Source organism: Rhodococcus sp. NPDC127527 (assembly GCF_042672245.1).
In the GTDB taxonomy this organism is placed as follows: Bacteria; Actinomycetota; Actinomycetes; order Mycobacteriales; family Mycobacteriaceae; genus Rhodococcus_G.
Genome location: NZ_JBHXVP010000002.1, coordinates 472,733 through 499,618 on the forward strand (window position 1 = coordinate 472,733; position 26,886 = coordinate 499,618).

The following is a 26,886-nucleotide window of genomic DNA, read 5'->3' on the forward strand; positions in this document are numbered from 1 at the left end:
TTCGGTCCCGTCCGGGGCCGACAAGACTCACGGGGCGCGAAGCGCAATTCGGGGCCCGATGTCACCCCGTGACGGTGCACACTGTCACGGAGGGCATCGGGCCCTGTGCGTTGTCCGGGTAGGTGGTGGATGGCACAACAGTCGACGCTGCGGTCGTGGCTTCCTGGCATCGCGGTGGCCCGGAACTACGAGCGGTCCTGGCTGCGGACCGATATCACCGCCGGTATCGCGCTCACCGCACTGCTCATCCCGGCGGGCATGGGCTACGCGCAGGCGGCGGGCCTGCCGCCGGAGACCGGCCTCTACGCCACCATCGTGCCGCTGATCGTCTACGCCCTCGTCGGTCCGTCGAAGATCCTGGTACTCGGACCGGATTCCTCGCTCGCCCCGATCATCGGTGCGGCCGTCCTCCCGCTCGCGGCCGGGGACCCGGCCAGGGCCGTCGCCCTCGCCGGACTGCTCGCGATCATCATGGGCACGATCCTCATCGCCGGCGGCTTGCTCAAACTCGGCTTCGTCACCGACCTGCTGTCCAAGCCGATCCGGCTCGGCTATCTCAACGGCATCGCCCTGGTCGTGATCATCAGCCAGATCCCCAAACTGCTCGGGTTCTCCGTCGACGGCGTCAACCTGATCGACGAGGTCCGGCAGACCGTGTCCGCGATCGCCGGCGGCGAGATCGACGCCACCGCGGCGGCCGTGGGCGTCGGCGGCATCGTGGTGATCCTGGCGTTCAAGCTGTTCCACAGTCGCATCCCCGGTGTGCTCGTCGCCGTGATCGGATCCATTGCCGTCGCCTACGCGTTCGGCCTCGACGACGAGATCCCGATGGTCGGAGCGCTGCCGCACGGACTGCCCGCGCCGGCGCTCGGCGGGCTGCAGTGGTCCGACGTGCTCGACCTCATCGGCCCCGCGGCCGGTATCGCCCTGGTCGCGTTCGCCGACACCGGGGTGCTCTCGCGCACCTTCGCGGCACGGCGAGGCGAGTCCGTCGACGGGAGCCAGGAGATGCGCGCGATCGGCACCGCCAACGTCGCGAGCGGCGTCCTCGGCGGATTCCCGATGTCGGCGAGTTCCTCCCGCACCCCGGTCGCCGAACAGAACGGCGCCAAGACGCAGCTCACCGGAGTCGTCGGTGCGGTCCTGATCGTCGTGTTCATCCTCGTCGCGCCTGGCCTGACCGGCTACCTGCCGACGGCGGCGCTCGCCGCGGTCGTGATCGTCGCGGCGACCTCACTCGTCGACATCCGCAGCCTCACCTCGATGTGGTCGATGAGCAGGATCGAGACCGGGCTGGCGATCGCCGCGTTCCTCGGGGTCGCGCTCGTCGGCGTCCTCGAGGGCATCGTCATCGCGATCGGGCTGTCGTTCGTGGCGGTGGTCGTGCACGCGTGGCAGCCGTACCGGGCGGAACTGGTGGTGGTGCCGGGCCTCGACGGGTACCACGACCTCGCCCGGCACCCCGAGGGGCACCGGATCCCCGGACTGGTCGTCGCCCGGTTCGACGCACAGCTCTTCTTCGCGAACGGGGCGCTCTTCGACGACTACGTGCGTGGGCTCGTCACCGACGCGCCCGATCCGGTCCGCTGGGTGATTGTCGCGGCCGAACCGATCACCGGGCTCGACACGACGGCGATGGACGAGCTCGTCGAACTCGATCAGTACCTGTCCGGCAACGAAATTCGGCTGGTGTTCGCGGAGATGAAGGATCCGGTCAAGGACAAGCTGCGGCAGCTGGGGTTGGGGGAGCGGTTCGGCCCGGACCACTTCTTTCCGACCCTCGACACCGCGGTCGAGGCGTTCCGGAGCGAGACCTCCCGGTAGCTCCGGCCCTTCCTGCGGCGTCCACCATGTGGTATCGGAGACCCGCGAGGTGGGTTCGGCGGCCCGCGCGCACTAAGCTGTTCGGGTCACGGTTCACGTGGGCGCCGCCGCGGCGCCTCGGACCGGGCACGATCCGCCCACACCTAAACCGCAGGGGAGTTCACTCGTGAGCCAGCCAGGCCGTCCCGTTGTTCTGATCGCCGACAAGCTCGCGCAATCGACCGTCGATGCGCTCGGTGACGGCGTCGAGGTCCGCTGGGTCGACGGCCCGGACCGTCCCGCGCTGCTCGCCGCGGTCCCCGAGGCCGACGCCCTGCTGGTCCGCTCCGCCACCACCGTCGACGCTGAGGTCCTCGCCGCGGCGTCCAAGCTGAAGATCGTCGGTCGCGCGGGCGTCGGCCTCGACAACGTCGACATCCCGGCAGCCACCGAGCGCGGCGTGATGGTCGTCAACGCGCCCACCTCGAACATCCACTCGGCCGCCGAGCACGCGGTCTCGCTGCTGCTCTCGACCGCGCGTCAGATCCCGGCCGCCGACCGCACCCTGCGTGAGAAGACCTGGAAGCGCTCGAGCTTCAACGGCACCGAGATTCTCGGCAAGACCGTCGGCGTCGTCGGCCTGGGCCGCATCGGCCAGCTGTTCGCGCAGCGCCTCGCCGCGTTCGAGACCAACGTCATCGCGTACGACCCCTACCTGCCCGCGGCTCGCGCCGCGCAGCTGGGCATCGAGCTGGTCGACATCGACCAGCTGGTCGAGCGCGCCGACTTCATCTCCGTGCACCTCCCCAAGACCAAGGAGACCGCCGGCCTGATCAACGCCGAGCGCCTGGCCAAGGCCAAGGACGGCGTGATCATCGTCAACGCCGCCCGCGGCGGACTCATCGACGAGGACGCGCTGTACGACGCGCTCGTGAACGGCAAGGTCCGCGCCGCCGGCCTCGACGTGTTCAACACCGAGCCGTGCACCGACTCGAAGCTGTTCGACCTCGACAACGTCGTCGTCACCCCGCACCTGGGCGCCTCCACGTCCGAGGCGCAGGACCGCGCCGGCACCGACGTCGCCAAGAGCGTCCTGCTGGCCCTGGCCGGCGAGTTCGTGCCCGACGCCGTCAACGTCTCCGGCGGACCGGTCGGCGAAGAGGTGGCGCCGTGGCTCGAGCTCGTCCGCAAGCTCGGCCTGATCGCCGGCACCCTGTCGCCCGAGGCCGTGCAGAACGTGCAGGTCGTCGTCAGCGGTGAGCTCTCCGCCGAGAACGTCGAGATCCTGGGCCTGGCCGCGCTGCGCGGACTGTTCTCCGCCAGCAGCGACGAGGCCGTCACCTTCGTCAACGCTCCGCAGCTCGCCGAGCAGCGCGGTGTCGGCGTCGAGGTCGACAAGCACAGCGAGGCGCAGACGCACCGCAGCGCCGTCGAGGTGCGCGCGGTCGCGGCCGACGGCACCGTCACCGCCGTCGCCGGCGCGCTGACCGGTCTGCAGCAGGTCGAGAAGATCGTCAACGTCAACGGCCGCAGCTTCGACCTGCGCGCCGAGGGCCACAACATCGTCGTGCACTACGCGGATCGTCCGGGCGTGCTCGGTGTTCTCGGCACCGTGCTGGGCACCGCGGGGATCGACATTCAGGCCGCCGCGCTGAGCCAGGACGTCGAGGGCGAGGGCGCCACCGTCATCCTGCGCGTCGACCAGGTCGTCGGGGACGCCGAGGTCGAGCAGATCGTCGCTCAGCTCGACGCGCGTGTCGCCCAGGTCGACCTGTCCTGACGTTCGAGTAACAAGCATTGCCCGGTGGCCGCGATCGTGACTGCACGGTCGCGGCCACCGTCGAATCATCGAGGAAGAGAGTGTGTCCATGAAGCTTGCGGTCATCCCCGGCGACGGCATCGGTGTCGAGGTCACGGCGGAAGCGCTGAAGGTGCTGCGGAAGCTGGTTCCCGACGTGGAGACCACCGAGTTCGACCTCGGTGCCAAGCGCTACAACGAGACCGGCGACCTGCTCCCCGACGCGGAGCTCGACGCGATCCGTCAGCACGACGCGATCCTGCTCGGCGCTATCGGCGACCCGCGGTTCGTCGCGCCGGGCATCCTCGAGCGCGGCCTGCTGCTGAACATGCGGTTCCTGCTCGACCATCACGTGAACCTGCGCCCGGCACGCACCTACCCGGGCTCGAGCTCGCCGCTGGCCGCCAACCCGGACATCGACTTCATCGTGGTCCGTGAGGGCACCGAGGGCCCGTACACCGGAAACGGTGGCTCGATCCGCGTCGGCACCCCGCACGAGGTCGCCACCGAGGTCTCGGTCAACACCTGGTTCGGTGCCGAGCGCGTCGTCCGCGCCGCGTACGAGCTGGCGCAGACCCGCCGCAAGCACCTGACGCTGATCCACAAGACCAACGTGCTCTCCAACGCAGGTCGCATCTGGACCCGTGCGATGGAGACCGTCGGTGCCGAGTACCCCGACGTCGAGACTGCGTACTGCCACATCGACGCGGCGACCATCTACATGGTCACCGATCCGACGCGCTTCGACGTGATCGTCACCGACAACCTGTTCGGCGACATCATCACCGACCTCGCGGGCGCCGTCACCGGTGGCATCGGTCTGGCCGCGAGCGGCAACATCGATGCGTCGGGCACGAACCCGTCGATGTTCGAGCCCGTCCACGGCTCGGCTCCCGACATCGCAGGCCAGGGCATCGCCGATCCCACCGCCGCGATCCTGTCGGCCGCGATGCTGCTGCGTCACCTGGGCCGTGAGGACGACGCCGCCCGCGTCGAGCGCGCCGTCGAGGCCGACCTCGCCTCCCGCGGCGACGGCCCGATCGTCACCACCGAGGTGGGCGACCGGATCGCCGCCGCCGTCTGACCCGGACTGCGCAGCTTTCGTACATCGCCGCCCGCGAACCGTGACAGGTTCGCGGGCGGTGGTGTCTGAACCGCAGTCGCACTGAGCACCCTCGGACGTCGGCGGAGCACCTCGGACGCCGGCCGCCCGCCGCCCGCCGCCCGCCGGAGTGACCGGAGTGAACGGCACGTTCGTTGCGTCAGATCGAGTGAACGCTTCCGTTCACTCGCTCTGACGCAACTGAACTTCCGTTCATTGCATGGGATTGGTGGGGTCGGTGGGGTCCTGGGGGACCAGGGGAGCGGCGACCACGGGGCACAGTGCGGACAGCGCGAAAGCGGCCGGGAATCCGAACACCCCGATCACGGCGCCGAACAGCGGCGGCACCACCGAGGCCGCCAGGTACTGGCTGGTGTTCTGCGCGCCCAGTGCCCGGCCGCTCCAGTAGGGCCCGGAGATCTCGGCGACGGCGGTGAACGCCAACCCGTTGTCCGCCACCGTGATCACCGACGCGACGAGCAGGACGGCGACGGAGATCGGCGAGTCCAGCCAGTCGGTCACGGCCAGCGCGGCCATGGCGACCGCGGCCGCCAACGCGACCTGACGCAGCGGGCGCATCCGGCTGCCAACCCGGTCCGACCACGCGCCGGCGCCGATGCGTCCGACCGCCCCGAGCAGCTGCGCGACGGTGACGAGCACCCCCGCCGACGTCGCCGACCAGTGCCGGTCGGTGATCAGCCACACCAGCGCGAACGTCCACACCAGGTACTGCGGGACCACCAGCAGCACCGACACCGCGTGGATCCGCCACAGCACGCTACGTCCGACGTACGGATTGTCGAGCAGTCCCTGATCCGCGGCATCGGCCCGGCTCGGCCGGGGCGGGTCGATCACGAGGGTCAGGCAGCACACCGCGGCGAGTGCGCAGAATGCGGCGGGAAGTGCCATGGCCCAAGCGATTCCGTGATCGGCGGCGATCCTCGGGACGGTCAGTGCGGCCACCGCGACGCCCAGTGGCAGCGCCATCTGCCGGATTCCCATGGCGAGTCCGCGTTGGTGCGCCGGGAACCAGCCGACGACAACCCGCCCGCTGGCGGCGTTCGCGCTGGACGCAGCGGTGCCGCCGACAAACAGGAAGGCGCCGAGCAGGACCAGTGAGATGTCGCAGGTGGCTGCGGCCGCGGCGGAGGCCACTGCGGCCGCACCGAGGCCGATGCCGAGCACTCGGCGCTCGCCGATGCGGTCGACCACTGCGCCCCAGGCGATGAGGCTGACCAGGTACCCCACCGTCGGCATCGCGGCGATGACGCCCGCCTGCGCGAGAGTCAGTCCGGCCCGGTCGTGCAGCGTCGGGATGAGGAAGGCGGGGGCGTTGGCGAACACGCCGCCCGCGGTCTGTGCGAACACGCCGAGGCCGAGCATCGACCAGCGTCGGGTGGTACTGACGGTGGGCGGCGCGGTTGTGGTCATTCCCCCACGTTACGAGAACTGTCTCAGCCACTGAAATATGGATCTCATAATTTGGACGGGCTTAGGATTCCGGCATGCGCCTAGGTCGAATTGCCAGCCCGGACGGGGTCGCCTTTGTGTCCATCGAGGGGGAGGGTGAGGCGCAGACCGCGAAGGAGATCGCCGAGCATCCCTTCGGCACGCCGACTTTCACGGGCCGCAGCTGGCCGCTCGTCGACGTCCGGCTGCTGGCGCCGATCCTGGCCAGCAAGGTGGTCTGCGTCGGCAAGAACTACGCCGCGCACGCCGCCGAGATGGGCGGCGAGGCACCCGAGGATCCGGTCATCTTCCTCAAGCCCAACACCTCGATCGTCGGACCTGGGGCGCCGATCCTGTTGCCGCCCAGCTCCAACGAGGTGCACTACGAGGGTGAGCTGGCCATCGTGATCGGCCGTCCGTGCAAGGACGTGCCCGCCGCGAAGGCGCTCGACGTGGTGCTCGGCTACACCGTGGCCAACGACGTCTCCGCGCGCGACCACCAGCGTCACGACGGGCAGTGGACGCGGGCGAAGGGCCACGACACCTTCTGCCCGCTCGGACCCTGGATCGAGACGTCGCTGGACGCGTCCGATCTCGAGATCAAGACCGAGGTCGACGGCGCGCTCAAGCAGCGCAGCCGGACATCGCTTCTGCTGCACGACATCCCGAAGATCATCGAATGGGTCTCCGCGGTGATGACGTTGCTGCCGGGTGACGTGATCCTCACCGGCACCCCCGAGGGCGTCGGCCCGATCGTGGCAGGCGACACCGTCAGCGTGACGGTCGAGGGCATCGGCACCCTCACCAATCCGGTCGCGGCCAAGGGCTGAGCGGCGCGCCGTCCGTTCCGAACGGGGCCAGCGGTGGGGGACTAACCTGTAGGGGACCGATTCGACCCCCTAGAGCCAAGTGAGCCATGACCACCAGCGAAGTGCGTGTTCGTTTCTGCCCGTCACCCACCGGAACCCCGCACGTCGGGTTGATCCGTACGGCCCTGTTCAACTGGGCCTACGCACGGCATCACGGTGGCAAGTTCGTCTTCCGCATCGAGGACACCGACGCGGCCCGCGACTCGGAGGAGTCGTACCAGGCGATCCTCGACGCGTTGCGGTGGCTCGGGCTGATCTGGGACGAGGGCCCGGAGGTCGGCGGCCCCTACGAGCCGTACCGGCAGTCCCAGCGCCGGGACCAGCACCTCGAGGTGGTCGCGAAGCTGCTCGCGGCGGGCGAGGCCTACGAGTCGTTCTCCACGCCTGAGGAGGTCGAGGCTCGGCACAAGGCCGCCGGCCGCGACCCCAAGCTCGGCTACGACAACTTCGACCGCGACCTGAGCGAGGCGCAGCGCCAGGCGTACCTCGACGAGGGGCGCAAGCCCGTCGTGCGGCTGCGGATGCCGGACCACGACCTGTCCTGGGTGGATCTCGTGCGCGGCGAGACCACCTTCAAGGCGGGCACCGTGCCGGACTTCGCGCTCACCCGCGGAAACGGGATCCCGCTCTACACGCTCGTCAACCCGGTCGACGACGCGCTGATGAAGATCACCCACGTGCTGCGCGGCGAGGACCTGCTGTCCTCCACGCCGCGTCAGCTGGCGCTCTACGAGGCGCTCCAGCGCATCGGCGTGGCCGAGTTCACCCCCGAGTTCGGCCACCTGCCGTTCGTGATGGGTCAGGGCAACAAGAAGCTGTCCAAGCGTGATCCCGAGTCGAACCTGTTCATCCACCGCGACCGCGGATTCATCCCCGAGGGTCTGCTCAACTACCTCGCGCTGCTGGGCTGGAGCATCGCCGACGACCACGACGTGTTCTCCCTCGCGGAGATGGTCGAGGCGTTCGACATCTCGAAGGTGAACTCGAATCCCGCGCGCTTCGACCAGAAGAAGGCCGACGCGATCAACGCCGAGCACATCCGGCTGCTGGAGCCGGACGACTTCGCGGCCCGGCTCCGGGAGTTCCTCACCACACACGACCATCCCGTGGACGCCCTCGGTGCGCAGGACTTCGCGGTGGCGGCCGAGCTCGTGCAGACCCGCATCGTCGTGCTCTCCGACGCCTGGGACCTGTTGAAGTTCCTGTTCGTCGACGAGGCGGACTTCGCGATCGATCCGGCCGCCGCGGCGAAGAACCTGGGAGCCGACGCGGGGCCGGTGCTCGACGCGTCAGTCGCCGCACTCGAGGGTGTGGCGACCTGGGCAACCGCCGATCTGGAGGAGGCCCTCAAGGCCGCCCTCATCGACGGCCTGGAACTCAAGCCGCGCAAGGCCTTTGCGCCGGTGCGTGTGGGGGTCACCGGCTCGCACATCAGCCCGCCGCTGTACGAGTCGATGGAGCTGCTCGGTCGGGAGAAAACGATGGCCCGGCTGCGCGCCGCCCGCGCGCAGGTCGCCCAGTAATACCTGCGGTCGTCGGTCAGGGGGTCGATTTCGGCCCTCTGACCAGCCGATTTGGAGAATGACCCTAGGGCTTTGCTATTGTTCTCCTCGTCCGAAACGGAGAGCGAAGCCGCAAGGTTGAGCGAGCCGCCGAGGTCATTGGGGTATGGTGTAATTGGCAACACAGCGGTTTCTGGTACCGCCATTCTAGGTTCGAGTCCTGGTACCCCAGCGGTGAGTTCAGTGATTTTTCGCCGGACTGTCCAAGCAGTACACGGCACGTTCCCTGGCCCCGTCGTCTAGCGGCCTAGGACGCCGCCCTCTCAAGGCGGTAGCGCGGGTTCGAATCCCGTCGGGGCTACCACGGAGAGCGTGCCGAACCAGTGATCGTCACTTTGTGACTGTCATGTTCCTGGCCCCGTCGTCTAGCGGCCTAGGACGCCGCCCTCTCAAGGCGGTAGCGCGGGTTCGAATCCCGTCGGGGCTACAACGAGAAGACCCTCCGGTTCTCCGGAGGGTCTTCGTCGTTCTCGGTGTGAGCTCAGCCGCTCTTGCGGCGGAACTCGCGTTTGTGGTCTGCCGGTCCGTGGGTGTGATGGATCTTCGAGTCGCCGGCCGTACTGGACGCCGGCGCCGCGTTCTTCTGATTCTTGCGGTCGAGCGCCTCACGGAACTGCTGCTTGATCTGTTCGTTCTCGGAGTCGGTCACGATGCGTTCCTCCCATTGTCGGTCGCATCGTGACCGTACCGCTGTCGAGGCGTCGAGTCGCGCTGATTTCCCGGCGCGGTCAGAGATACTGCGCGGTGCTGCCGCCGATCGGCATCTGCGGCAGGCCGAGCTTGCGGTGATCCCAGGAGCGCACCCGGTCGGGTCGCACACGCACCGCGACGCGCTTGTTCAGCATCATCTCGATGGCAGGGTCGACGTCGGCGGAGTACGGGCCGGTGTAGCGCTCCCAGATGCTCACGCCGACCTGCCAGAGGGCGTCGGCGTCGTCGACGATCTCCGCCGTGCCCTCGAACGAGACCCCGCGGAGCGTGTCGTAGGTCTGCCCGTCCTCGATCATGACGGTGATCCGGTCGTCTCGACGGAGGTTGACGGCCTTCTGCGACTTGGCCTTCGTCTCGAACCAGAGTTCGCCGTCGATGAGCGCGTACCACATCGCGATGAGGTGCGGCGCTCCGTTGTGGCCGACGGTCGCCATGGTGGCCACCCTGCTGCGTTGAACGAACTCCGTGATCTCGGTCTCGGTCATCGTGATCTGAGACCGTTGGTTGGTGCCCACTGCGACGTCCTCCCATTGGGATCGGAACCTGTTGTCGCAAGCACTGTGCCACGTTCGGGCGGGTGGGCGGGAGGAGATGTCAGAGGCGCTTGTGCAGAGCCTCGGCGGCCGCGAGGAGGTCCGCGGCCCACCGAGCGCCCGGGCGTCGGCCCATGCGGTCGATCGGGCCCGAGACGGAGATGGCCGCGACCACGGCTCCGGTGCGATCGCGTACCGGGGCTGCGACGCTGGCGACGCCGGGTTCGCGTTCGGCGGCGCTCTGCGCCCAACCGCGCTTGCGGACCTCCACCAGCACCCGTTCGCTGAACAAGGCGTCCGGCAGGACGAGTCGTTGCACCTGGGGATCGGCCCAGGCGAGCAGCACCTTGGCTCCGGAGCCGGCGGTCATCGGCATCCGGGCGCCGACGAGCACGGTGTCGCGCAGCCCGGTCGGCGGCTCCATCGACGCGACGCAGACCCGCTGCAGCCCTTCCCGGCGATAGAGCTGGACGCTCTCTCCGGTGATTTCACGCAGTCGCGGCAACACCAGTGCGGCGGCCTCGAGCAGACTGTCGTTCGCTGCGGGCGCCAGCTCGGACAGTCCGGGGCCCGGTCGCCACAGGCCGTCCGAGTCACGCGCGAGAAGTCGGTGCACCTCGAGTCCGACGGCGAGACGATGCGCTGTCGCACGCGGCAATCCGGTGCGGGCGCACAGTTCGCCGAGATTGCACGGTTGCTCGGCGACGGCGTACAGAACCGACATGGCCTTGTCGAGCACCCCGATCCCGCTGGTGGCGGTGGAGCCGCTATGCTGTCTCATAGGTCGATACTATCGTCTCGTATTGTGAGATGGAAATTCGGGACGGTGCGATCGACACGAACCGAGAGATGATGGAAGTCGGGCGCCGACCGGGCCCGTCTGATCCCCGGGACGGGACGAATCACAAAGAGGTGGAGAACATGGCCAGCACAGGGCGCACCCTGGCGGAGAAGGTGTGGGACGAGCACGTCGTCGTCAAGGGAGAGGGGGAGGGATCGGCACGCAAGCCAGACCTCATCTACATCGATCTGCATCTGGTGCACGAGGTCACCAGTCCGCAGGCGTTCGACGGACTCCGGTTGGCCGGCCGTCCGCTTCGGCGTCCCGACCTCACCATCGCGACCGAGGACCACAACGTGCCGACGGTCGACATCGACAAGCCGATCGCTGACCCGGTCTCGCGCACGCAGGTCGACACGCTGCGCCGCAACTGCGAGGAGTTCGGCGTCCGGCTCCACCCGATGGGCGACCTGGACCAGGGCATCGTGCACGTGGTCGGTCCGCAGCTGGGGCTGACCCAGCCCGGTATGACCGTCGTGTGTGGTGACAGCCACACCTCCACCCACGGCGCTTTCGGTGCTCTCGCAATGGGAATCGGAACCAGCGAGGTCGAGCACGTGATGGCGACGCAGACGCTGTCGCTGCGCCCGTTCAAGACCATGGCGATCAACGTCGAGGGCGACCTGGCGCCCGGCGTCACGAGCAAGGACCTGATCCTCGCCGTGATCGCGAAGATCGGGACCGGTGGCGGTCAGGGCTACGTGCTCGAGTACCGCGGCGAGGCCATCAGGAACATGTCGATGGAAGCCCGAATGACGATCTGCAACATGTCGATCGAGGCGGGCGCGCGGGCGGGCATGATCGCCCCCGACGAGACGACATACGAATTCATCAAGGGCCGTCCGCACGCCCCGTCGGGCGCGGATTGGGACGCGGCGGTGGCGTCCTGGGAGCAGTTGAAGACCGACGCCGACGCAGTTTTCGACAACGAAGTGACCATCGACGCGTCGACGTTGACCCCGTTCGTGACCTGGGGCACGAATCCCGGTCAGGGCGCTCCGCTCGGCGCGAACGTGCCCGATCCCGCGGACATCGTCGACGAGAGCGAGCGGGCCGCGGCGGAGAAGGCGCTCGGCTACATGGGACTGGAGGCGGGAACGCCGCTGCGTGAGATCGCCGTGGACACGGTGTTCGTCGGTTCCTGCACCAACGGGCGGATCGAGGATCTGCGGGCCGTGGCGAGTGTGCTGAAGGGTCGCAAGGTGGCGCCGGGCGTGCGCATGCTCGTGGTGCCCGGCTCGATGCGTGTCCGTGCGGAGGCCGAGAAGGAAGGTCTGGGTGACATTTTCGTCGCGGCAGGCGCCGAATGGCGCCAGGCGGGCTGCTCGATGTGCCTCGGCATGAACCCGGATCAGCTGGCGTCGGGAGAGCGTTCGGCCTCGACGTCCAACCGGAACTTCGAGGGTCGACAGGGTAAGGGCGGCCGGACGCACCTCGTCTCGCCGCTGGTGGCAGCTGCGACCGCCGTGCGCGGAACGCTGTCCGCGCCTGCGGACCTGGACTGAGACTCGGAAGCGACAGGAGATAAATCGATGGAAGCCTTCACCACTCACAAGGGCATCGGCGTCCCCCTGCGGCGATCCAATGTCGACACGGACCAGATCATTCCCGCGGTCTACCTAAAGCGAGTGACACGTACCGGTTTCGAGGACGGGCTGTTCGCTGCCTGGCGTAACGATCCGGAGTTCGTTCTCAACATTCCGCCCTACGACAAGGGCTCCGTTCTGGTGGCGGGCCCGGACTTCGGTACCGGCTCGTCCCGCGAGCACGCGGTGTGGGCGCTCTCGGACTTCGGTTTTCGGGTGGTGATCGCCTCTCGATTCGCGGACATCTTCCGCGGCAACGCCGGCAAGGCGGGTCTGCTCGCCGCTCAGGTCGAGCAGACGGACGTCGAGTTGCTGTGGAAGTTGCTCGAGGAACAGCCCGGACTCGAAATTGTCGTGGATCTCACGAATCGGACGATCAGCGCCGGAACTCTAGTGGTGCCCTTCACCATTGACGACTACACGCGATGGCGTCTGCTGGAGGGCCTCGACGATATCGGATTGACGTTGCGCCAGGTAGAGGCGATTTCCGAGTTCGAAAAGTCAAGGCCGTCATGGAAACCTGTGACACTTCCGGAGCGAGTCGCCGAGGGCGACCGGTAGGCGAACGAAGCAGATCGGTAGCCGGACAAGGGGTGCCACGCCGCTGAGAACGGCATGAGAATTGGCGTGGCACATAGACTCTTGCGCTTTTCCGGTTTACCGTATTTGCTAGTCGGTCCGACAATGGGCCATTGGTATGCGGAGGTACATCCAATGAACAAGGCGGAGCTCATTGATCAGCTCACCGAGAGACTGAATTCGGACCGCCGCGGTGCGACCGAAGCCGTGGAGCACATCGTCGACATCATCGTTCGCGCGGTGCATGCGGGCGAGAACGTGACGATCACCGGATTCGGTGTCTTCGAGCAGCGTCGCCGAGCGGCGCGCGTCGCGCGCAACCCGCGCACCGGTGAGACCGTCAAGGTCAAGCCGACGTCGGTGCCGGCGTTCCGTCCCGGTGCTCAGTTCAAGGCCGTGATCGCGGGCAAGCAGAAGCTGCCGGCCAGCGGACCCGCCGTCAAGCGCGGCTCGGCGGCCGCCCCGGCGAAGAAGGCGGCAGCCAAGAAGACCGTCGCGAAGAAGGCGGCAGCCAAGAAGACCGTGGCCAAGGCGGCACCCGCGAAGAAGGCGGCACCCGCGAAGAAGGCGGCGGTCGTGAAGAAGGCGGCTCCCGCGAAGAAGGCGGCGGTCGTGAAGAAGGCGGCACCCGCCAAGAAGACGGTCGCGAAGAAGACGGTCGCGAAGGCCACCCCGGCGAAGAAGACCGTCGCGAAGAAGACGGTCGCGAAGGCCACCCCGGCGAAGAAGACCGTCGCGAAGAAGGCGGCACCCGCCAAGAAGACGGTTGCGAAGAAGGCGGCTCCGGCCAAGAAGGCTCCGGCCAAGAAGGCTCCGGCCCGCAAGCGCTGACACCGACTGCGCGAAAGAGGGGCGGCGACGGGATTTCCCGTCGCCGCCCCTGTTCGTTCGTGTCGGAGGTTCGTTACTTGGTGGCGCCAGCGCCGGCTCAGATGTCCGGCAACGCGCTGTCGATGTGGTTGGCGGCGACCAGTTTGCCGCCCGACAACGACAGCACCCACGTGCTGCCCTTCCGGTTGCGCGCGGCCGGGAGCTCCACCCCGTCGCGTTCGGCCCACCACTGCAACAGCGGCGGTATCACCCTGCCCTGGCTGCAGACGACCTGAACTCCGCCGCGCGCGGCGATCTTTCGGGCCACCGCCTGGGCGGCCGCGGGATCCTTCGCGTAGGCCTCCTCGGAGAGTGCAGGCTCGACCGCGATGTCCACCCCGATCGCCTGTGCGAGCGGCTCGACCGTCTGGATGCATCGGGTGCGATCCGCGGAGTGGATCTCCGTCGCCCCGAATGCCTGCAGCAGTGTGCTCAACGCGGCGGCCTGCGTCCTGCCGTTCTTGTCGAGTGGGCGGAGCGTGTCGTCACCGGAGGACCGATCGCTGCGCCCCGCCTTCGCGTGCCGGACCATCAGCACGGTCGTGGTGTCGGCGGGGACCTTGAGGAAACGGCGCAGGACCTTGTGGTCCACCGAGTAGGACAGCGCGCCGAACACGTCGTCCGGCGCGAGCCAGCGCAGCACGTCGACCTCGTTGTTGGGGACGAACTCCCCACCCCGGGCCTCCGCAGCCCAGTAGTCGACCCGCTTGCGCCTGCGGTGGCCCGGCACCTCGTAACTCACGCGGGTGACGTGCCTGCCGAGTTGCACCTCGAGGCCGGTCTCCTCCTCCACCTCGCGCAGCGCAGCAACCACCGGTGTCTCACCAGGATCGAGCTTGCCCTTCGGAAAGGACCAGTCGTCGTACTTCGGGCGGTGGATCAGTGCGATCTCGATCTCGTACGGATTTGTCGGCGATTTGCGCCACAGGACTGCCCCCGCCGCAAAGATGTTGGCCTTGATCGGGCGATCCGAATTCGAGGTCACAAGTTGCCTTCCTGCGATCGGGAGAAGGGCCTACGCGCCGCCGCGGCGGCCGCGCATCAATTCCTGCTGGTGCTCGCGTACCTGCTCGCCCCGCGCGGGCGAGGCCGCCCAGCTGCCGTCGGACTGCAGCACCCAGCACCGAGTGGTCGGGTCGAGTGCGGAGTCGAAGATGTCGCCGAGTTGACGGGTCAGGCGCGGATCCTTCACCTGAGCCATGACCTCGACCCGCCTGTCGAGATTGCGATGCATCATGTCGGCGCTGCCGATCCAGAACTCGTTCGCACCGACGAAGTGCAGGATGCGCGAGTGCTCGAGAAAGCGGCCGAGAATCGAACGCACCTCGATGTTCTCGCTCAGTCCGGGGACGCCCGGCTTGAGGGCGCAGATGCCCCGGACGACGACCTGCACGGGGACCCCGGCCTGCGAGGCGCGGTAGAGGGCGTCGATCACCTGCTCGTCGACGAGGGCGTTGGCCTTGAGCCGGATTCCGGCGGGCCTGCCGGCGAGCTTGGCCTCGGTCTCCGCCTGGATGCGCGCGACGATGCCGGCACGTACCCCGTGCGGAGCGACCAGAAGGTTGCGGTACTTGGCTTTTCGCGAATACCCGGTCAACGAATTGAACAGGTCGGTGAGGTCCGCGCCGATCTCGGGTGAAGAGGTCAGCAGACCGACGTCCTCGTAGAGTCGGGCGGTCTTCGGGTTGTAGTTGCCGGTCCCGATGTGGCAGTAGCGACGGATCGTCGAACCCTCGCGTCGGACCACGAGGCACGTCTTGCAGTGTGTCTTGAGACCGACCAGTCCGTACACCACGTGCACGCCGGCCTGTTCCAGCTTGCGCGCCCACTTGATGTTCGCCTGCTCGTCGAAGCGTGCCTTGATCTCCACCAGCGCGACCACCTGCTTGCCGGCCTCGGCGGCGTCGACGAGTGCGTTGACGATCGGTGAGTCGCCGGAGGTCCGGTACAACGTCTGCTTGATGGCCAGCACGTGCGGGTCCGCGGCGGCCTGCTCGATGAATCGCTGCACGCTCGTGGAGAAGGAGTCGTACGGGTGGTGCACCAGGACGTCCCCGTCGCGCAATGTCGAGAAGACGCTCTTGGGTGTCTCGCGTTCACCGAAGGCCGGGTGCGTGGCGGGCACGAACGGAGCGTCCTTCAGGTTGGGGCGGTCGACCCCGTAGACCTGCCACAGGCACGACAGGTCCAGCAGCCCGGGCACCTGGATCACGTCGCCCGGGTTCACGTCCAGCTCGCGCAGCAGGAGTTCGAGCATGTGGTCGGTCATGTCGTCGGCGACCTCGAGCCGGACCGGCGAACCGAACCGGCGGCGGGCGAGTTCGCGTTCGAGAGCCTGGAGCAGGTCCTCGTCGCGGTCCTCCTCGACCTCGAAGTCGGCGTTGCGGGTGATCCGGAACGCGTGGTGCTCGACGATCTCCATGCCGGGGAACAGGACGCCGAGGTGCGCCGCGATCAGGGCCTCCATCGGTAGGAACGCCGGGATGGCGGACGGCGAGTCGGCTCGGTCGACCCGGACGAATCGATCGACATTGTCGGGGACCTTGACCCTGGCGAAGTGCTCCCCGCCGTTCGACGAGTCCTTCACGGTCACCGCGAGGTTCAGGCTCAGGCCGCTGATGTAGGGGAACGGGTGCGCAGGATCGACGGCGAGCGGCGTGAGCACGGGGAACACCTGGTCGATGAAGTACTCCGACAGCCGGCGTTCGTCGGTGGCGTCGAGGTCGGACCACTTGATGATCGAGATTCCCTCCGCGGCGAGCTCGGGGAGCACCTTGTCGAGGAAGGTGCGGGCGTGGCGTTCGGCGATCTCCTGGGAGCGCCGATTGATCAGGGTCAGCTGCTCGCGCGGCGTCAGGCCGTCCGCGGAGCGCACGGACAGGCCCGTCTCGTCGCGTCGCTTGAGACCGGCGACGCGCACCATGTAGAACTCGTCGAGGTTCGAGGCGAAGATCGCCAGGAACTTGGCGCGTTCGAGCAGGGGGAGCGAGGGATCCTCGGCGAGCGTGAGCACTCGGGAGTTGAAGTCGAGCCAGCTGAGTTCACGATTGAGGTAACGGTCCTCGGGCAGCGCGGTCACGGAACCGTCGACGGCGAGCGGGGTGGCGGCGGGGGGCGCGGTGGGGATCACCGGCAGGTGGTTGATCGTCGCGCGGCCGGCGTCGCGCACCCCATTCGTCGCCGCCTGTTCTCCGATGTCCTGTCTCACGCTCTCGCCGTTGCTCACCGGTCGATCATCCCTCAGATCGAAGGTCGGCGACAATCGACAACGTCGATGTCAGATGAATTCTGTTCTCCGCGCGGACTCGGCCCGCCAGCCGATTCGGCGCAGGGTCTCGGCGGTTGCGGGACCGGGTCCGAGCGCCGCCGCCGCGTCGAGGTCGGCCGCCGTGTCCACGTCGAGCCGCAACCCGGGCCAGTTCCCGGCCAATGCCGTTGCGCCGGAGTCGAGATGGCGCTGGGCCGAGCTCGAGCCGAAGCGTGGGTCGAGCGCCGCCCGCGCGTCGCTGATGATCAGCGCGGAGGTCCCCGTGCCGTGGTGGTCCACCACGAACGCGCGTGGATGCGGCCGTGCTCGATCGAGTGCCTCCGACAGCTCGGTCCCGGAGAGGCAGGGCAGGTCGCCCTGCAGCGCGACGAGCGGACCCTCGGCGTCGAGGGCCGCCGTCCTCGACGCCGCACGCAGCGCCGCGTTGAGCCGGTCCAGGCCGGGTTCCTCCGGGTCGCGGTGCCAGCGGGCCCCGGTGGCCTCGGCGACCTCGGCGACCGTCGGGTCCGGTGTGATCACGGTGACATCGCCGACCGCGGGTGCCGAGCGGGCGGCGGCCAGGGTGTCGCGCAGCATGGCCAGGACCAGTGCGGTCCGGTCCGTGGGCCCGAGGCGCGGCGCCAGCCTGCTCTTGGCCCGTTCGAGGCCCTTGACGGCGATGAGCACGTGCGCCCGCCCGCTCGGCGGTGTGGGGTGCGCGACGTCCATGGGTCAATCCTGCCAGCACCGGTGAGTCGGTCGGTCGGCCGCAGCCCCCCTTGCCGTCGATTGCTGACAGAATGCGGAGAGTTGTGGACGGAGCGGGCGGAGGAGCTAGATGGGGAGAGCGGCGGTCCTGGGAGCGGGTTCGTGGGGAACTGCGTTCGCGAAGGTGCTGGCGGACGCAGGTACCGACGTCACGATGTGGGCGCGTAGAGCGGAAGTGGCGGAGGCGATCTCGAACGGTCACGTGAATCCGTTCTATCTCGACGGAATCGAGTTACCGGCCGCACTCACGGCCACCAGTGATCCGGAGCGGGCCCTCGACGGCGCGGACATCGTGGTGCTCGCGGTCCCCTCGCAGTCGCTGCGCGAGAACCTGGCCGTGTGGACGCCCTCGATCGGCCCCGACTCGTCGCTGCTGTCGCTGGCCAAGGGCATCGAGAGCGGCACTCTGCTGCGGATGAGTGAGGTGATCAGCGAGGTCACCGGCGCCGACCCGTCCCGGGTCGCGGTGCTGTCCGGGCCCAACCTGGCCCGCGAGATCGCGGCCGGCCAACCTGCCGCGACGGTCGTCGCGTGCACCGACGAGTCTCGTGCGGTGGAGATTCAGAAATCTTGTGCCACAGGCTATTTTCGGCCCTACACCAATACGGACGTGGTGGGTTGCGAGGTCGGGGGGGCGTGCAAGAACGTCATCGCGCTGGCCTGCGGCATGGCGTCGGGCCTCGGCTTGGGGGAGAACACCAACGCCTCGATCATCACCCGGGGGCTGGCGGAGATGATCCGGTTGGGGGTGGCGCTCGGTGCGAACCCGGCCACCCTGGCCGGCCTGGCGGGCGTCGGCGACCTGGTGGCCACCTGCTCCTCGCCGCTGTCGCGCAACCGGACCTTCGGTACGCATCTCGCGCAGGGTGGCACCCTGGCCAGCGCGCAGGCGGCGACCAAGGGACAGGTTGCCGAGGGCGTCAAGTCGTGCACGTCGGTCCGAGCGCTCGCGCAGCGCAGTGGTGTGGAGATGCCGCTGACCGAGGCCGTGCACAAGGTGTGCCACGAGGGGCTGTCGGTGCCGGAGGCGGTCGGGCTGTTGCTCGGCAGGCGCATCAAACCCGAATGAGGTCGCACCGGGTGTTGAACGGTACTGTTTGCAGGTGAGTATTCCGCGTACGAGGGTGGCTGTGGTCTTCGGTGGCCGCAGCAGTGAGCACTCGGTGTCCTGTGTTTCTGCCGGTAGTGTGCTGCGCAACCTCGACCCGGAGCGTTACGAGGTGGTCCCGATCGGGATCACCCCGGACGGCGCCTGGGTGCTCGGTCCGGCAGACCCGGCGACGCTGGCCATCGACGGCCGTTCGATGCCCTCGGTGGACGCGAGCGGGACGGCCCTGACGCTGACCGCCGACCCGACGCGATCCGGCGCACTGGTCGCCCTCGGCAGCGAGGCGGCGGGTGCGGTCCTGGCGTCGGTCGACGTGGTCTTTCCCGTCCTGCACGGCGCCTACGGCGAGGACGGCACCATCCAGGGGCTGCTCGAGCTCGCCGGACTGCCGTATGTGGGTCCGGGCGTGCTCGCCAGCGCGGCGGGAATGGACAAGGAGTTCACCAAGAAGCTTCTCGCGGCCGAGGGCCTGCCCGTCGGCACCCAGGTGGTGCTGCGGCCGGGTACCGACACCCTGTCGGAGGCCGACCGCGCCGAACTCGGGCTGCCGGTGTTCGTGAAGCCGGCGCGCGGTGGGTCTTCGATCGGCATCAGTCGGGTCACCTCCTGGGACCATCTCGACGACGCCATCGCGGAGGCACGCAGTCACGACCCGAAGGTGATCGTGGAGGCCGCGATTCACGGCCGCGAGGTCGAGTGCGGTGTGCTCGAATTCCCCGACGGCGCAGTGCGTTCGAGTGTGGTGGCGGAGATTCGCATGCCCGAGTTCGCTGAGGACGACGGCGCCTTCTACGACTTCGACACCAAGTACCTCGACGACATCTGCGAGTTCGACGTCCCGGCCAAGTTGGAGGACGAGGTGAGCGAGGAGATCCGCGCGATCGCGGTCCGCGCGTTCGCGGCTCTGGACTGCCAGGGACTGGCTCGGGTGGACTTCTTCGTCACCGAGAACGGCCCGGTGATCAACGAGATCAACACCATGCCAGGCTTCACGTCGATCTCGATGTTCCCGCGGATGTGGGATGCGGCCGGGATCGACTACCGGACCCTGGTCTCGACGTTGGTCGACACCGCGCTCGCTCGCGGCACCGGCCTCCGCTGACCTCGGCCGGCGCCGACCCCTGCGGTTGATCAGGGGTTCGGCACCGGCGCTGGGTCGAGTGGCTTCGGCGTGATCGCTTTCGCGACCGCGTCCGAGGCATCCTGCAGGGGGGTCGGGCCGAGGCCGTGCGGGATCGTCACCGCCGCGTACACGCCGCGGTCGACGGCGAACCAGGTACTCGCGTCGACACCCTCGCCACCGGGAACCTCGAACCACTGCACGCCGTTCACCACCTGCAGCGCGCTGGCCGCGTTGAACTCGGTTGGCCGGTCCAGTCCGCAGCGAAGCACGATCTCCTGGGCGTCCGCAGACTGCCAGGCCGCGGCGGCTTCCGGTGCTGGGTCGACCAGTTCGGCGCGGGTGAAGTCGCCGAGCTTGTCGGGCAGTGCGCCGGTCAGTGCCGTGCACTCGGCGGAGCCCGATGCCGGGGCGGGTACCGAGCCGAGGGCGACGGGTTCGAGGGTGGGGTTGCGTCCGGCCATGAAGGCGGCGACCAGGACGCCGACCACCAGGGCGACGGGCAGCGCGACCGCCGCCGCGATCAATCCGGGGTTGCGGCGTGTGGTGGCGTCGTCGGACTCGTGGTCGGGGGTCTTCTCGGGTTCGGGGGTGGGAGTTGTCTCGGTCACGCGTGCGCCGCCACCTGACACGTCAGGGTCCGGGTGATTCCGGCGACCTGCTGGATCCGCCGCACCACCGCGGGCAGCTCGGCAGCGTCGGCCGCCTCGATGCGAGCGACCACGTCGTAGGGTCCGAGTACGTCCTCGGAGCTCAGTACGTCGGGCAGCCCCGCGACTTGCTGCGCGATCAACGTGGCCTTGCCCACCTCGGTCTGTATCAAGATGAAAGCCTGCACCACAGGTGGGCCCCTTCCCAGCGCAGTGCCCCCGCGACCTCGGTAGAGTCGCGGTGACCTGGCTTGCTCCGTGCTCGACCGGGTCGATCCCCGGCCGCTCTCAAGGGTACCGCGGTCACTTTCGACGGAGGTGCGCCATCAGTTCGACCGATCCCGACGCGGGACGCACGGTCGCCGACATCGGGGAGTTCGCGGTGATCGAGCGGGCGGTCGCCGGTCGGCGGCAGCCCGACACCACCCTGCTCGGGCCCGGCGACGACGCGGCAGTGGTGCGGGCGCCCGACGGCCGGGTCGTGGTGTCGTCGGACATGCTGGTGCAGGGCAGGCACTTTCGCTTCGACTGGTCGACCCCGGAGCAGGTGGGCCGTAAGGCGGTGGCGCAGAACGGCGCCGACATCGTGTCGATGGGTGCCTGGCCCACCGCGTTCCTGGTGTCGCTCGGGTGCCCGCCGGAGACGCCGGTCGCACTGACCGATGCACTCACGGACGGCATCTGGGCCGAGGCGCAGTCGCTCGGTGCGGGCGTGGTCGGCGGCGACACCGTGCAGTCGGCGCAGGTGGTGCTGTCGATCACGGTGCTCGGAGACCTGGGCGGCGCGGACGCGGTACTGCGGTCCGGTGCGCGTCCGGGCGATCAGGTGGCGGTGGCGGGCCGACTGGGCTGGTCGGCGGCGGGACTCGCGGCCCTGCTGGCGGAATCTGTCGAGTTTCCCGAACTGGTTGTCGCGCATCAGGTTCCGGCGCCTCCGTACGGCGCGGGGCCGGCCGCTGCCCGAGCCGGCGCCACCGCCATGACGGATGTCTCGGACGGCCTCGTCGCCGATCTCGGTCACATGTGCACGGCCTCGGGGGTGGCCGTCGAGCTCGAATCCGCCCGCCTCGAACCCGCGCCGCAGCTGACGGCCGCCGCCGCGACGCTCGATGCCGACCCGCTGCACTGGGTGCTGACGGGTGGTGAGGATCACGCCCTGGCCGCCACCTTCCCCGCCGGTACCACGCTGCCCGACGGCTGGCGCACGATCGGCACGGTTCGCGAGGGTTCGGGCGTCACCGTCGACGGGCGGTCGTGGACGGGTGCCGGCGGCTGGCAGAGCTTCGACTAGATAGGTTGCAGTCATGACTGTCTATGCACTCGGTGACCGCGAGCCCGACATCCATCCGGACGCCTACGTCCACCCCGATGCGGTGGTCATCGGCGCAGTGACCATCGCGGCGGGCGCCTCGGTGTGGCCGCAGGCCGTTCTGCGCGGCGACTACGGGACCATCAGCATCGGTGCGAACACGAACATCCAGGACGGCACGGTCATCCACTGCACACCGATGGACCCGACGGTGATCGGGTCGGGCTGCGTGGTCGGGCACAGCGCCCACATCGAGGGTGCGACGATCGGGAACGACTGCCTGATCGCCTCCGGTTCGGTCGTGCTGAACGGATCGAGGATCGGTGCGGGCGCGATCGTCGGTGCCGGCGCGGTGATCCCGTTCAAGTTCGAGGTCCCCGAGCGGCGTATGGCGCTCGGCGTCCCGGCGAAGATCCGTGAGGGCTACGAGGTGCCGGTCGGGCATCTCGACACGAACGTCAAGACGTACGCCGCGAACGCCGCGTTCTACCGCGAGTCCCTGCGCAGGGTCGACTGATGCCGCCGCGTCCACTGGCCGAACTCGTCGACCCCGGCTGGGCGGCCGCCCTGGCGCCCGTCGCCGACCGAATCACGGCGATGGGCGAGTTCCTGCGCGCGGAGACGTCGGCGGGTCGTGGCTACCTGCCTGCGGGGGAGAACGTGCTGCGCGCGTTCGGGCAGCCGCTCGACGACGTCCGCGTGCTGATCGTCGGGCAGGACCCCTACCCGACGCCCGGTCACGCAGTGGGACTGAGCTTTTCGGTTGCCCCGGACGTCCGTCCGGTACCGCGCAGCCTCGTCAACATCTTCACCGAGTACAGCGCCGATCTCGGGTACCCGACGCCGGCCAACGGTGATCTCACGCCGTGGGCGCAGCAGGGCGTGCTGCTGCTGAACAGGGTGCTCACCGTGCAGCCCGGCCAGGCGGCGTCACATCGACGCAAGGGGTGGGAACAGGTGACCGAGCAGGCAATTCGGGCGCTCGTCGACCGGACCGATCCCACCGGTTCGCCACGACCGCTCGTCGCGATCCTGTGGGGTCGCGACGCCGCCACCCTCAAGCCGATGCTCGGGGACGTGCCGGTCGTCGAATCCGTGCACCCGTCGCCGCTGTCGGCCTCGCGTGGCTTCTTCGGCTCGCGACCGTTCAGTCGCGCGAATCGGCTGCTCGACGAGTTGGGTGCGAAGCCGGTCGACTGGCGACTGCCCTGATGAAGTCCTCGCGTGCGTCAGGGACTGTCAATCGACGCTGGTCGCACTCGCCGGGTCCGACAACGTGTGTTCGTCGCGAATTCTCAATCTGTACAGAACGTGTGATCTGTACAGATTGAGAGTTCAGCGCGTATTGGTATTTCCGGTTTCTTCGCTCGCTCTGGCTCAGCGGTTGGTCGCGAAGTCCGCGCGGCGCTTCCCGACGAACGCGTCGACGCCCTCACGGCCCGCAACGCTGACGGCGGCGGCGGAGATCGACGCGGTCTCGGCGTCGAGTTGCTCGGAGAGGGTGGCCGCACCGGATCCGGCCAGCAGTCGCTTGATCCCGGCGTACGCGCTGGTCGGGCCTGCGGCGAGGGTTCGGGCGACGCGCAGCGCCTCGTCCTTGACCTCGTCGTCCCCGACGAGCCGGCTCAGCACGCCGAGGCGCACGGCTTCGTCGGCGCCGAGCACCGCGTCGGTGAGCAGGATCTCGCGGGCGCGGGCCACGCCGACGATCCGCGGCAGCGTCCAGGACATGCCGCCATCGGGCGTGTAGCCGATCGACGGGTAGGCAGGCCGGAGCTTGGTCGACGGTCCGCCGATCGCGATGTCCGCCGTGCACACCAGGCTCATACCGGCGCCTGCCGCCCAGCCCTGCACCGCAGCGACGATCGGAACCTCGGTGGCCTCGATCGCGCGCACGAACTCGTGCAAGGTGCCTGCGACGGCGCCGACGAACTCCGCGCGGTTCTCGGCGCCGGCGAACGCTCGGACGTTACCGCCCGCGCAGAAGTTGGCGCCCTCGCCGATCAGCAGGACACTGCGGGCCGCCAGGGTGCCGTCGGACAGGGCGTGCAGGGCCTTGATGCCCTGGTCGACGCCGTCGAAGTCGAGCGAGGTGCCGTTGTCGGCGGTGGCGATAACGATGCGGAGGACGTCGCCTTCGAGGCTGACGCGGCTGAGGCCGTCGAGTGAAGTCACCGTTGAACCATATCGTCGCCGCGCGCCGTGCCGAATCCGGCAAGCGTCAGCAGCACCGCCGTGACGAATCCGGCGGACGTACCGATTGCGGCGAACGTTGCCCACGTCGGGTCGAGATCGAGATGGGGCACGCGAGGTGTCGGGTAGGGATCTCCTGGATCGCGCGGCTGTGCCCGCACGACCGAGTGGATCTTCGGTGGCACGATGCTGCCGATCAGAGCCGTGACCAGCCCGAGGAATCCACCGACCACGGACAATCCGAGGACAACCGGTGCGGTCCGAGCGTGTGGACCGCGAACCAGTACCCAGCCCGCCGTCACGAGGAGCGTCGACCCGATCAGCCCGACGGCCGCGCCGATCAGTGGGAACAGCAGGGCGGCGGGGAACCAGTCCGGCCCGTCCGGACAGGGGTAGCCGTCGATGACATACATGTATCCCGTCTCGCCGTGCGGAGCCAGTGGGGGTGGCGGCGGAGCGATGCCCTCGTGGATCGTCGCCCCGAACGGCGTCGCGTAGCGCCACGCGACCAGTCCGAGGATGCCGGCCAGTGCGCCCAGCAGCGTGCACGTGAGAACGAGCGCCCGCGCCTCGCCGGTGATCCGTCGCATCGACCGAGGATCTCATGTCGGGTGGGTGTCGAATTGCCCGAAAACGACTGTGCCCCCGACACCGTGAGGCGTCGGGGGCACAGTCGAGTGCTGGGGAAGATCAGCCGCGAACGACCTTGCCCGCCTTCAGGCAGGAGGTGCACACGTTGAGCTTCTGACGGTTACCGGGTCCAACCTGGGCCCGGACAGTCTGAATGTTCGGGTTCCAGCGACGGTTGGTACGCCGGTGCGAGTGCGAGACCGACTTACCGAAGCCGGGTCCCTTGGCGCATACGTCGCAGACGGCAGCCATAGTCGCGAACTCCTTGATGTGGTGATGGATACTTATGGGTCGTGCGGTGGAGCGGGTCAATCTGTACTGCTGTGATGCTCGCCTGCAAACAGGGGAGACCGAAGTAACCCTTGCGAGGCAACCCTGCAAGACTAGCTGCAACGGGATCGATTGGCCAAACCGGCCCGGCCCCGCGCATCGAGCCGAGTGCATCGACGTACCTGACCGCTAGTCTTGCGGGACCGAGAATACCCACACGGTCGGAGGGACAGAACAGAGGTGCTCGAGGCCCTGCAGAGCGTTGACGGAGCGGCACTGCGCCGCTGGGCCCGGGTCTGTGTGGACGGCCTCGCGAGTCGCCGCGAGGAGATCAACCGGCTGAACGTCTTCCCGGTGCCCGATTCGGACACCGGTACGAATCTGTTGTTCACCATGCGTGCGGCCGCCGACGAGGCAGGGACCGCGGCCGAGGACGCCCCGGTGGGCGAGGTCGCCGCGGCCCTGGCGCGTGGCGCGGTCGCCGGCGCTCGCGGCAATTCCGGCGTCATCCTGTCCCAGGTGCTGCGCGGCATCGCCGAGGCGGTCGCGGTCGGCAGACTGGACGCAGACAGCGTGCGCGGCGCTCTCAACGAGGCGGCGGTGTTGGCGACGGAGGCGATCAGCATCCCGGTCGAAGGGACGATCGTGACGGTGCTGCGTCACGCCGCGGCCGCGGCCAGCGCCTGCCCGCGCGGCACCGACCTCGGCGGCGTGGTGACGGTGGCGGCCTCCGCCGCGGCAGCTGCGCTGGGCAAGACGCCGTCGCAGCTCGCTGTGCTCGGCAAGGCGGGGGTGGTCGACGCGGGCGGTCTCGGTCTGGTGGTGATCCTCGATGCCTTGGTCGCGGTGGTCACCGGAGTCACCCCGGAGCGGTCCGATCTCACCGTGGTCGCCCCGGCGGCCGAGTCGCCCGGGCAGGTCGAGGTGTCCGTCGAGCCTTCCGCCGAGTGCGGCTACGACGCGGTGGGGCAGGACTTCGAGGTGATGTACCTGCTCGGCGGGTCCGACGACGGTCGGGTCGACGGTCTCCGCGCCCGCCTCGACGACCTGGGCGACTCGGTGGTCATTGTCGGTGACGGGGCCGGTTCCTGGTCGGTACACGTGCACTGCTCGGACCCGGGCGCGGCCGTGGAGGCCGGTCTCGACGCCGGCCTGCCGCGTCAGATCCGGATCTCGTGCTTCGCGCTCGACGCCGCCCGCGAACGTCCGCCGGTCCCGGCGAAGTCGACCTCTCGCGCCATCCTCGCGGTGGTCGCGGGGGACGGCGCGGCGGAACTGTTCGCCGCCGAGGGCGCCGCAGTGCTGCGCTGCGACGAACCGGTCACACCCCAACATCTGCTCGCAGCGATCCGGAACCTCGGCTACGGCGAGGTGCTGGTGCTGCCCAACGGTGCGCTGCCTGCGCAGGAACTGGTGACCGTCGGTGTCGCGGCCCGGGACGAGAACCATTCGGTGCAGCTGTTGCCCAGCTCCTCGATGGTGCAGGGCCTGGCAGCGCTGGCCGTGCACGACCCCGAACGGGTTGCCGTGGACGACGCCTTCGCGATGTCGGAGGCCGCGGCGACCACGCGCTGGGGTTCGCTTCGGGTGGCCGAGGAGCGGGCACTCACCCTGGTCGGGACCTGCGAGCGCGGTGACGGCCTCGGCCTGCTCGGCCGCGAGGTGGTGGTCATCGCTCCCGACGCCGCCGAGGCGGGCCGGCGGCTGCTCGACAACGTCCTCGGGGTGGGTGGCGAGCTGGTCACCCTGCTGCTCGGCGCCGAGGTCCCGGCCGGTCTCGCGGACCTGCTCACCGACCACGTCGCCAAGCATCACCCCGGTGTCGAGGTCCTGGTCTACCCCGGCGGACAGGACGGCGACCTCCTGCAACTCGGCGTCGAATAGGCGG

The 26,886-nt window shown here is 68.9% G+C and carries 26 protein-coding genes and 3 tRNA genes; 17 read left to right on the forward strand and 12 right to left on the reverse strand.

Annotated elements, in window-relative coordinates:
* Positions 1-129 precede the first annotated feature (129 nt).
* The 3 genes from ACFVH2_RS05185 (at position 130) to ACFVH2_RS05195 (ending at position 4,685) form a co-directional block, all read left to right on the forward strand.
* Positions 130-1,824, forward strand: a complete 1,695-nt coding sequence (locus tag ACFVH2_RS05185) for a SulP family inorganic anion transporter (protein ID WP_378422941.1) — start codon at positions 130-132, stop codon at positions 1,822-1,824.
* Positions 1,825-1,990: 166 nt separating this feature from the next.
* Positions 1,991-3,583: a phosphoglycerate dehydrogenase gene (gene serA, locus ACFVH2_RS05190; protein WP_378422943.1), complete on the forward strand. Its 1,593-nt coding sequence runs from the start codon at positions 1,991-1,993 to the stop codon at positions 3,581-3,583.
* 88 nt (positions 3,584-3,671) lie between these two features.
* The gene (locus ACFVH2_RS05195) at positions 3,672-4,685 is read left to right on the forward strand and encodes a 3-isopropylmalate dehydrogenase (RefSeq protein ID WP_378423186.1); all 1,014 of its coding nucleotides are present in this window, start codon (positions 3,672-3,674) and stop codon (positions 4,683-4,685) included.
* Between the two features lie 231 nt (positions 4,686-4,916).
* On the opposite strand, the gene ACFVH2_RS05200 is transcribed toward ACFVH2_RS05195, so the two are convergent.
* Positions 4,917-6,134 carry an MFS transporter gene (locus ACFVH2_RS05200; RefSeq protein ID WP_378422945.1) on the reverse strand — a complete coding sequence of 406 codons (1,218 nt, stop codon included), beginning with the start codon at positions 6,132-6,134 and terminating at the stop codon, positions 4,917-4,919.
* Positions 6,135-6,208: 74 nt separating this feature from the next.
* Here ACFVH2_RS05200 and ACFVH2_RS05205 point away from each other — a divergent pair, with 74 nt between their 5' ends.
* The 5 genes from ACFVH2_RS05205 to ACFVH2_RS05225 all read left to right on the forward strand — a co-directional run bounded on the left by ACFVH2_RS05205 (position 6,209) and on the right by ACFVH2_RS05225 (position 9,010).
* Complete coding sequence (locus tag ACFVH2_RS05205; protein ID WP_378422947.1) at positions 6,209-6,982, forward strand: fumarylacetoacetate hydrolase family protein; 774 nt, start codon at positions 6,209-6,211, stop codon at positions 6,980-6,982.
* Positions 6,983-7,068: 86 nt separating this feature from the next.
* Positions 7,069-8,544, forward strand: a complete 1,476-nt coding sequence (gltX, locus tag ACFVH2_RS05210) for a glutamate--tRNA ligase (protein ID WP_378422949.1) — start codon at positions 7,069-7,071, stop codon at positions 8,542-8,544.
* Positions 8,545-8,683: 139 nt separating this feature from the next.
* Positions 8,684-8,755, forward strand: a tRNA-Gln gene (locus tag ACFVH2_RS05215).
* Positions 8,756-8,811: 56 nt separating this feature from the next.
* Positions 8,812-8,887, forward strand: a tRNA-Glu gene (locus tag ACFVH2_RS05220).
* Between the two features lie 50 nt (positions 8,888-8,937).
* Positions 8,938-9,010, forward strand: a tRNA-Glu gene (locus ACFVH2_RS05225).
* Between the two features lie 54 nt (positions 9,011-9,064).
* Here the strand turns inward: ACFVH2_RS05225 and ACFVH2_RS05230 are convergent.
* The 3 genes from ACFVH2_RS05230 to ACFVH2_RS05240 all read right to left on the reverse strand — a co-directional run bounded on the left by ACFVH2_RS05230 (position 9,065) and on the right by ACFVH2_RS05240 (position 10,608).
* On the reverse strand, positions 9,065-9,232 hold the full coding sequence (locus tag ACFVH2_RS05230) for a DUF5302 domain-containing protein (RefSeq protein ID WP_378422951.1): 168 nt from the start codon (positions 9,230-9,232) through the stop codon (positions 9,065-9,067).
* A gap of 79 nt (positions 9,233-9,311) precedes the next feature.
* Entirely contained in the window at positions 9,312-9,809 is a 498-nt protein-coding gene (locus tag ACFVH2_RS05235; RefSeq protein ID WP_378422953.1) for a PPOX class F420-dependent oxidoreductase, read from the reverse strand.
* Positions 9,810-9,888: 79 nt separating this feature from the next.
* Positions 9,889-10,608, reverse strand: coding sequence for an IclR family transcriptional regulator (locus ACFVH2_RS05240; protein ID WP_378422955.1), 720 nt, complete (start codon positions 10,606-10,608; stop codon positions 9,889-9,891).
* A gap of 140 nt (positions 10,609-10,748) precedes the next feature.
* Between ACFVH2_RS05240 and leuC the strand changes: the two genes are divergently transcribed.
* The 3 genes from leuC (at position 10,749) to ACFVH2_RS05255 (ending at position 13,664) form a co-directional block, all read left to right on the forward strand.
* Positions 10,749-12,173: a 3-isopropylmalate dehydratase large subunit gene (gene leuC, locus ACFVH2_RS05245; RefSeq protein WP_378422957.1), complete on the forward strand. Its 1,425-nt coding sequence runs from the start codon at positions 10,749-10,751 to the stop codon at positions 12,171-12,173.
* A 27-nt stretch (positions 12,174-12,200) separates the two neighbouring features.
* Entirely contained in the window at positions 12,201-12,815 is a 615-nt protein-coding gene (gene leuD / locus ACFVH2_RS05250; RefSeq protein ID WP_378422959.1) for a 3-isopropylmalate dehydratase small subunit, read from the forward strand.
* A gap of 153 nt (positions 12,816-12,968) precedes the next feature.
* Positions 12,969-13,664 (forward strand): HU family DNA-binding protein, encoded by a 696-nt coding sequence (locus tag ACFVH2_RS05255; protein ID WP_378422961.1) that lies wholly within the window; start codon positions 12,969-12,971, stop codon positions 13,662-13,664.
* Between the two features lie 97 nt (positions 13,665-13,761).
* On the opposite strand, the gene ACFVH2_RS05260 is transcribed toward ACFVH2_RS05255, so the two are convergent.
* The 3 genes from ACFVH2_RS05260 to cofC are packed head-to-tail and all read right to left on the reverse strand — an operon-like array spanning position 13,762 to position 17,679.
* Positions 13,762-14,688 (reverse strand): NUDIX domain-containing protein, encoded by a 927-nt coding sequence (locus ACFVH2_RS05260; protein ID WP_378422963.1) that lies wholly within the window; start codon positions 14,686-14,688, stop codon positions 13,762-13,764.
* Positions 14,689-14,718: 30 nt separating this feature from the next.
* Entirely contained in the window at positions 14,719-16,929 is a 2,211-nt protein-coding gene (locus tag ACFVH2_RS05265) for an RNA degradosome polyphosphate kinase (RefSeq protein ID WP_378422965.1), read from the reverse strand.
* Positions 16,930-16,980: 51 nt separating this feature from the next.
* Entirely contained in the window at positions 16,981-17,679 is a 699-nt protein-coding gene (cofC, locus tag ACFVH2_RS05270) for a 2-phospho-L-lactate guanylyltransferase (RefSeq protein ID WP_378422967.1), read from the reverse strand.
* A 109-nt stretch (positions 17,680-17,788) separates the two neighbouring features.
* Between cofC and ACFVH2_RS05275 the strand changes: the two genes are divergently transcribed.
* Together ACFVH2_RS05275 and ACFVH2_RS05280 are read left to right on the forward strand one after the other, a co-directional pair.
* The gene (locus ACFVH2_RS05275) at positions 17,789-18,787 is read left to right on the forward strand and encodes an NAD(P)H-dependent glycerol-3-phosphate dehydrogenase (RefSeq protein ID WP_378422968.1); all 999 of its coding nucleotides are present in this window, start codon (positions 17,789-17,791) and stop codon (positions 18,785-18,787) included.
* Between the two features lie 34 nt (positions 18,788-18,821).
* On the forward strand, positions 18,822-19,928 hold the full coding sequence (locus ACFVH2_RS05280) for a D-alanine--D-alanine ligase family protein (protein ID WP_378422970.1): 1,107 nt from the start codon (positions 18,822-18,824) through the stop codon (positions 19,926-19,928).
* A 29-nt stretch (positions 19,929-19,957) separates the two neighbouring features.
* Here the strand turns inward: ACFVH2_RS05280 and ACFVH2_RS05285 are convergent, their stop codons facing one another.
* Together ACFVH2_RS05285 and ACFVH2_RS05290 are read right to left on the reverse strand one after the other, a co-directional pair.
* A complete protein-coding gene (locus ACFVH2_RS05285; protein WP_378422971.1) occupies positions 19,958-20,557 on the reverse strand; it encodes a DUF3515 domain-containing protein in 600 nt (199 codons plus the stop codon).
* On the reverse strand, positions 20,554-20,787 hold the full coding sequence (locus tag ACFVH2_RS05290) for an Lrp/AsnC ligand binding domain-containing protein (RefSeq protein WP_378422973.1): 234 nt from the start codon (positions 20,785-20,787) through the stop codon (positions 20,554-20,556). Before ACFVH2_RS05290 ends, ACFVH2_RS05285 begins: the two co-directional genes overlap by 4 nt.
* Positions 20,788-20,921: 134 nt before the next feature.
* Between ACFVH2_RS05290 and ACFVH2_RS05295 the strand changes: the two genes are divergently transcribed.
* From ACFVH2_RS05295 to ACFVH2_RS05305, 3 genes are read left to right on the forward strand one after another with little or no spacing between them, the layout of a single operon-like run.
* A complete protein-coding gene (locus tag ACFVH2_RS05295; RefSeq protein WP_378423188.1) occupies positions 20,922-21,887 on the forward strand; it encodes a thiamine-phosphate kinase in 966 nt (321 codons plus the stop codon).
* 13 nt (positions 21,888-21,900) lie between these two features.
* A complete protein-coding gene (locus ACFVH2_RS05300; protein ID WP_378422975.1) occupies positions 21,901-22,422 on the forward strand; it encodes a gamma carbonic anhydrase family protein in 522 nt (173 codons plus the stop codon).
* The gene (locus tag ACFVH2_RS05305) at positions 22,422-23,117 is read left to right on the forward strand and encodes a uracil-DNA glycosylase (RefSeq protein ID WP_378422977.1); all 696 of its coding nucleotides are present in this window, start codon (positions 22,422-22,424) and stop codon (positions 23,115-23,117) included. Before ACFVH2_RS05300 ends, ACFVH2_RS05305 begins: the two co-directional genes overlap by 1 nt.
* A 165-nt stretch (positions 23,118-23,282) precedes the next feature.
* On the opposite strand, the gene ACFVH2_RS05310 is transcribed toward ACFVH2_RS05305, so the two are convergent.
* From ACFVH2_RS05310 to rpmB, 3 genes are all read right to left on the reverse strand, one after another.
* Positions 23,283-24,080 (reverse strand): enoyl-CoA hydratase/isomerase family protein, encoded by a 798-nt coding sequence (locus ACFVH2_RS05310; protein ID WP_378422979.1) that lies wholly within the window; start codon positions 24,078-24,080, stop codon positions 23,283-23,285.
* Positions 24,077-24,688 carry a hypothetical protein gene (locus tag ACFVH2_RS05315; RefSeq protein ID WP_378422981.1) on the reverse strand — a complete coding sequence of 204 codons (612 nt, stop codon included), beginning with the start codon at positions 24,686-24,688 and terminating at the stop codon, positions 24,077-24,079. The genes ACFVH2_RS05310 and ACFVH2_RS05315 overlap by 4 nt, the downstream gene beginning before the upstream one ends.
* A gap of 100 nt (positions 24,689-24,788) precedes the next feature.
* The gene (gene rpmB / locus ACFVH2_RS05320) at positions 24,789-24,980 is read right to left on the reverse strand and encodes a 50S ribosomal protein L28 (RefSeq protein WP_378422983.1); all 192 of its coding nucleotides are present in this window, start codon (positions 24,978-24,980) and stop codon (positions 24,789-24,791) included.
* 258 nt (positions 24,981-25,238) lie between these two features.
* Here rpmB and ACFVH2_RS05325 point away from each other — a divergent pair, with 258 nt between their 5' ends.
* Positions 25,239-26,882 carry a DAK2 domain-containing protein gene (locus ACFVH2_RS05325; RefSeq protein ID WP_378422984.1) on the forward strand — a complete coding sequence of 548 codons (1,644 nt, stop codon included), beginning with the start codon at positions 25,239-25,241 and terminating at the stop codon, positions 26,880-26,882.
* Positions 26,883-26,886: the final 4 nt, after the last annotated feature.

Bases quoted from the DNA above. Each gene is read 5' to 3' on its own strand.
- ACFVH2_RS05300 (WP_378422975.1), top strand. From the start codon at position 21,901: ATGACTGTCTATGCACTCGGTGACCGCGAGCCCGACATCCATCCGGAC.
- rpmB (WP_378422983.1), bottom strand. From the start codon at position 24,980: ATGGCTGCCGTCTGCGACGTATGCGCCAAGGGACCCGGCTTCGGTAAG.
- ACFVH2_RS05305 (WP_378422977.1), top strand. From the start codon at position 22,422: ATGCCGCCGCGTCCACTGGCCGAACTCGTCGACCCCGGCTGGGCGGCC.
- gltX (WP_378422949.1), top strand. From the start codon at position 7,069: ATGACCACCAGCGAAGTGCGTGTTCGTTTCTGCCCGTCACCCACCGGA.
- leuD (WP_378422959.1), top strand. From the start codon at position 12,201: ATGGAAGCCTTCACCACTCACAAGGGCATCGGCGTCCCCCTGCGGCGA.
- leuC (WP_378422957.1), top strand. From the start codon at position 10,749: ATGGCCAGCACAGGGCGCACCCTGGCGGAGAAGGTGTGGGACGAGCAC.
- ACFVH2_RS05195 (WP_378423186.1), top strand. From the start codon at position 3,672: ATGAAGCTTGCGGTCATCCCCGGCGACGGCATCGGTGTCGAGGTCACG.
- ACFVH2_RS05275 (WP_378422968.1), top strand. From the start codon at position 17,789: ATGGGGAGAGCGGCGGTCCTGGGAGCGGGTTCGTGGGGAACTGCGTTC.
- ACFVH2_RS05205 (WP_378422947.1), top strand. From the start codon at position 6,209: ATGCGCCTAGGTCGAATTGCCAGCCCGGACGGGGTCGCCTTTGTGTCC.
- ACFVH2_RS05315 (WP_378422981.1), bottom strand. From the start codon at position 24,688: ATGCGACGGATCACCGGCGAGGCGCGGGCGCTCGTTCTCACGTGCACG.
- ACFVH2_RS05255 (WP_378422961.1), top strand. From the start codon at position 12,969: ATGAACAAGGCGGAGCTCATTGATCAGCTCACCGAGAGACTGAATTCG.
- ACFVH2_RS05240 (WP_378422955.1), bottom strand. From the start codon at position 10,608: ATGAGACAGCATAGCGGCTCCACCGCCACCAGCGGGATCGGGGTGCTC.
- cofC (WP_378422967.1), bottom strand. From the start codon at position 17,679: ATGGACGTCGCGCACCCCACACCGCCGAGCGGGCGGGCGCACGTGCTC.
- ACFVH2_RS05185 (WP_378422941.1), top strand. From the start codon at position 130: ATGGCACAACAGTCGACGCTGCGGTCGTGGCTTCCTGGCATCGCGGTG.
- ACFVH2_RS05200 (WP_378422945.1), bottom strand. From the start codon at position 6,134: ATGACCACAACCGCGCCGCCCACCGTCAGTACCACCCGACGCTGGTCG.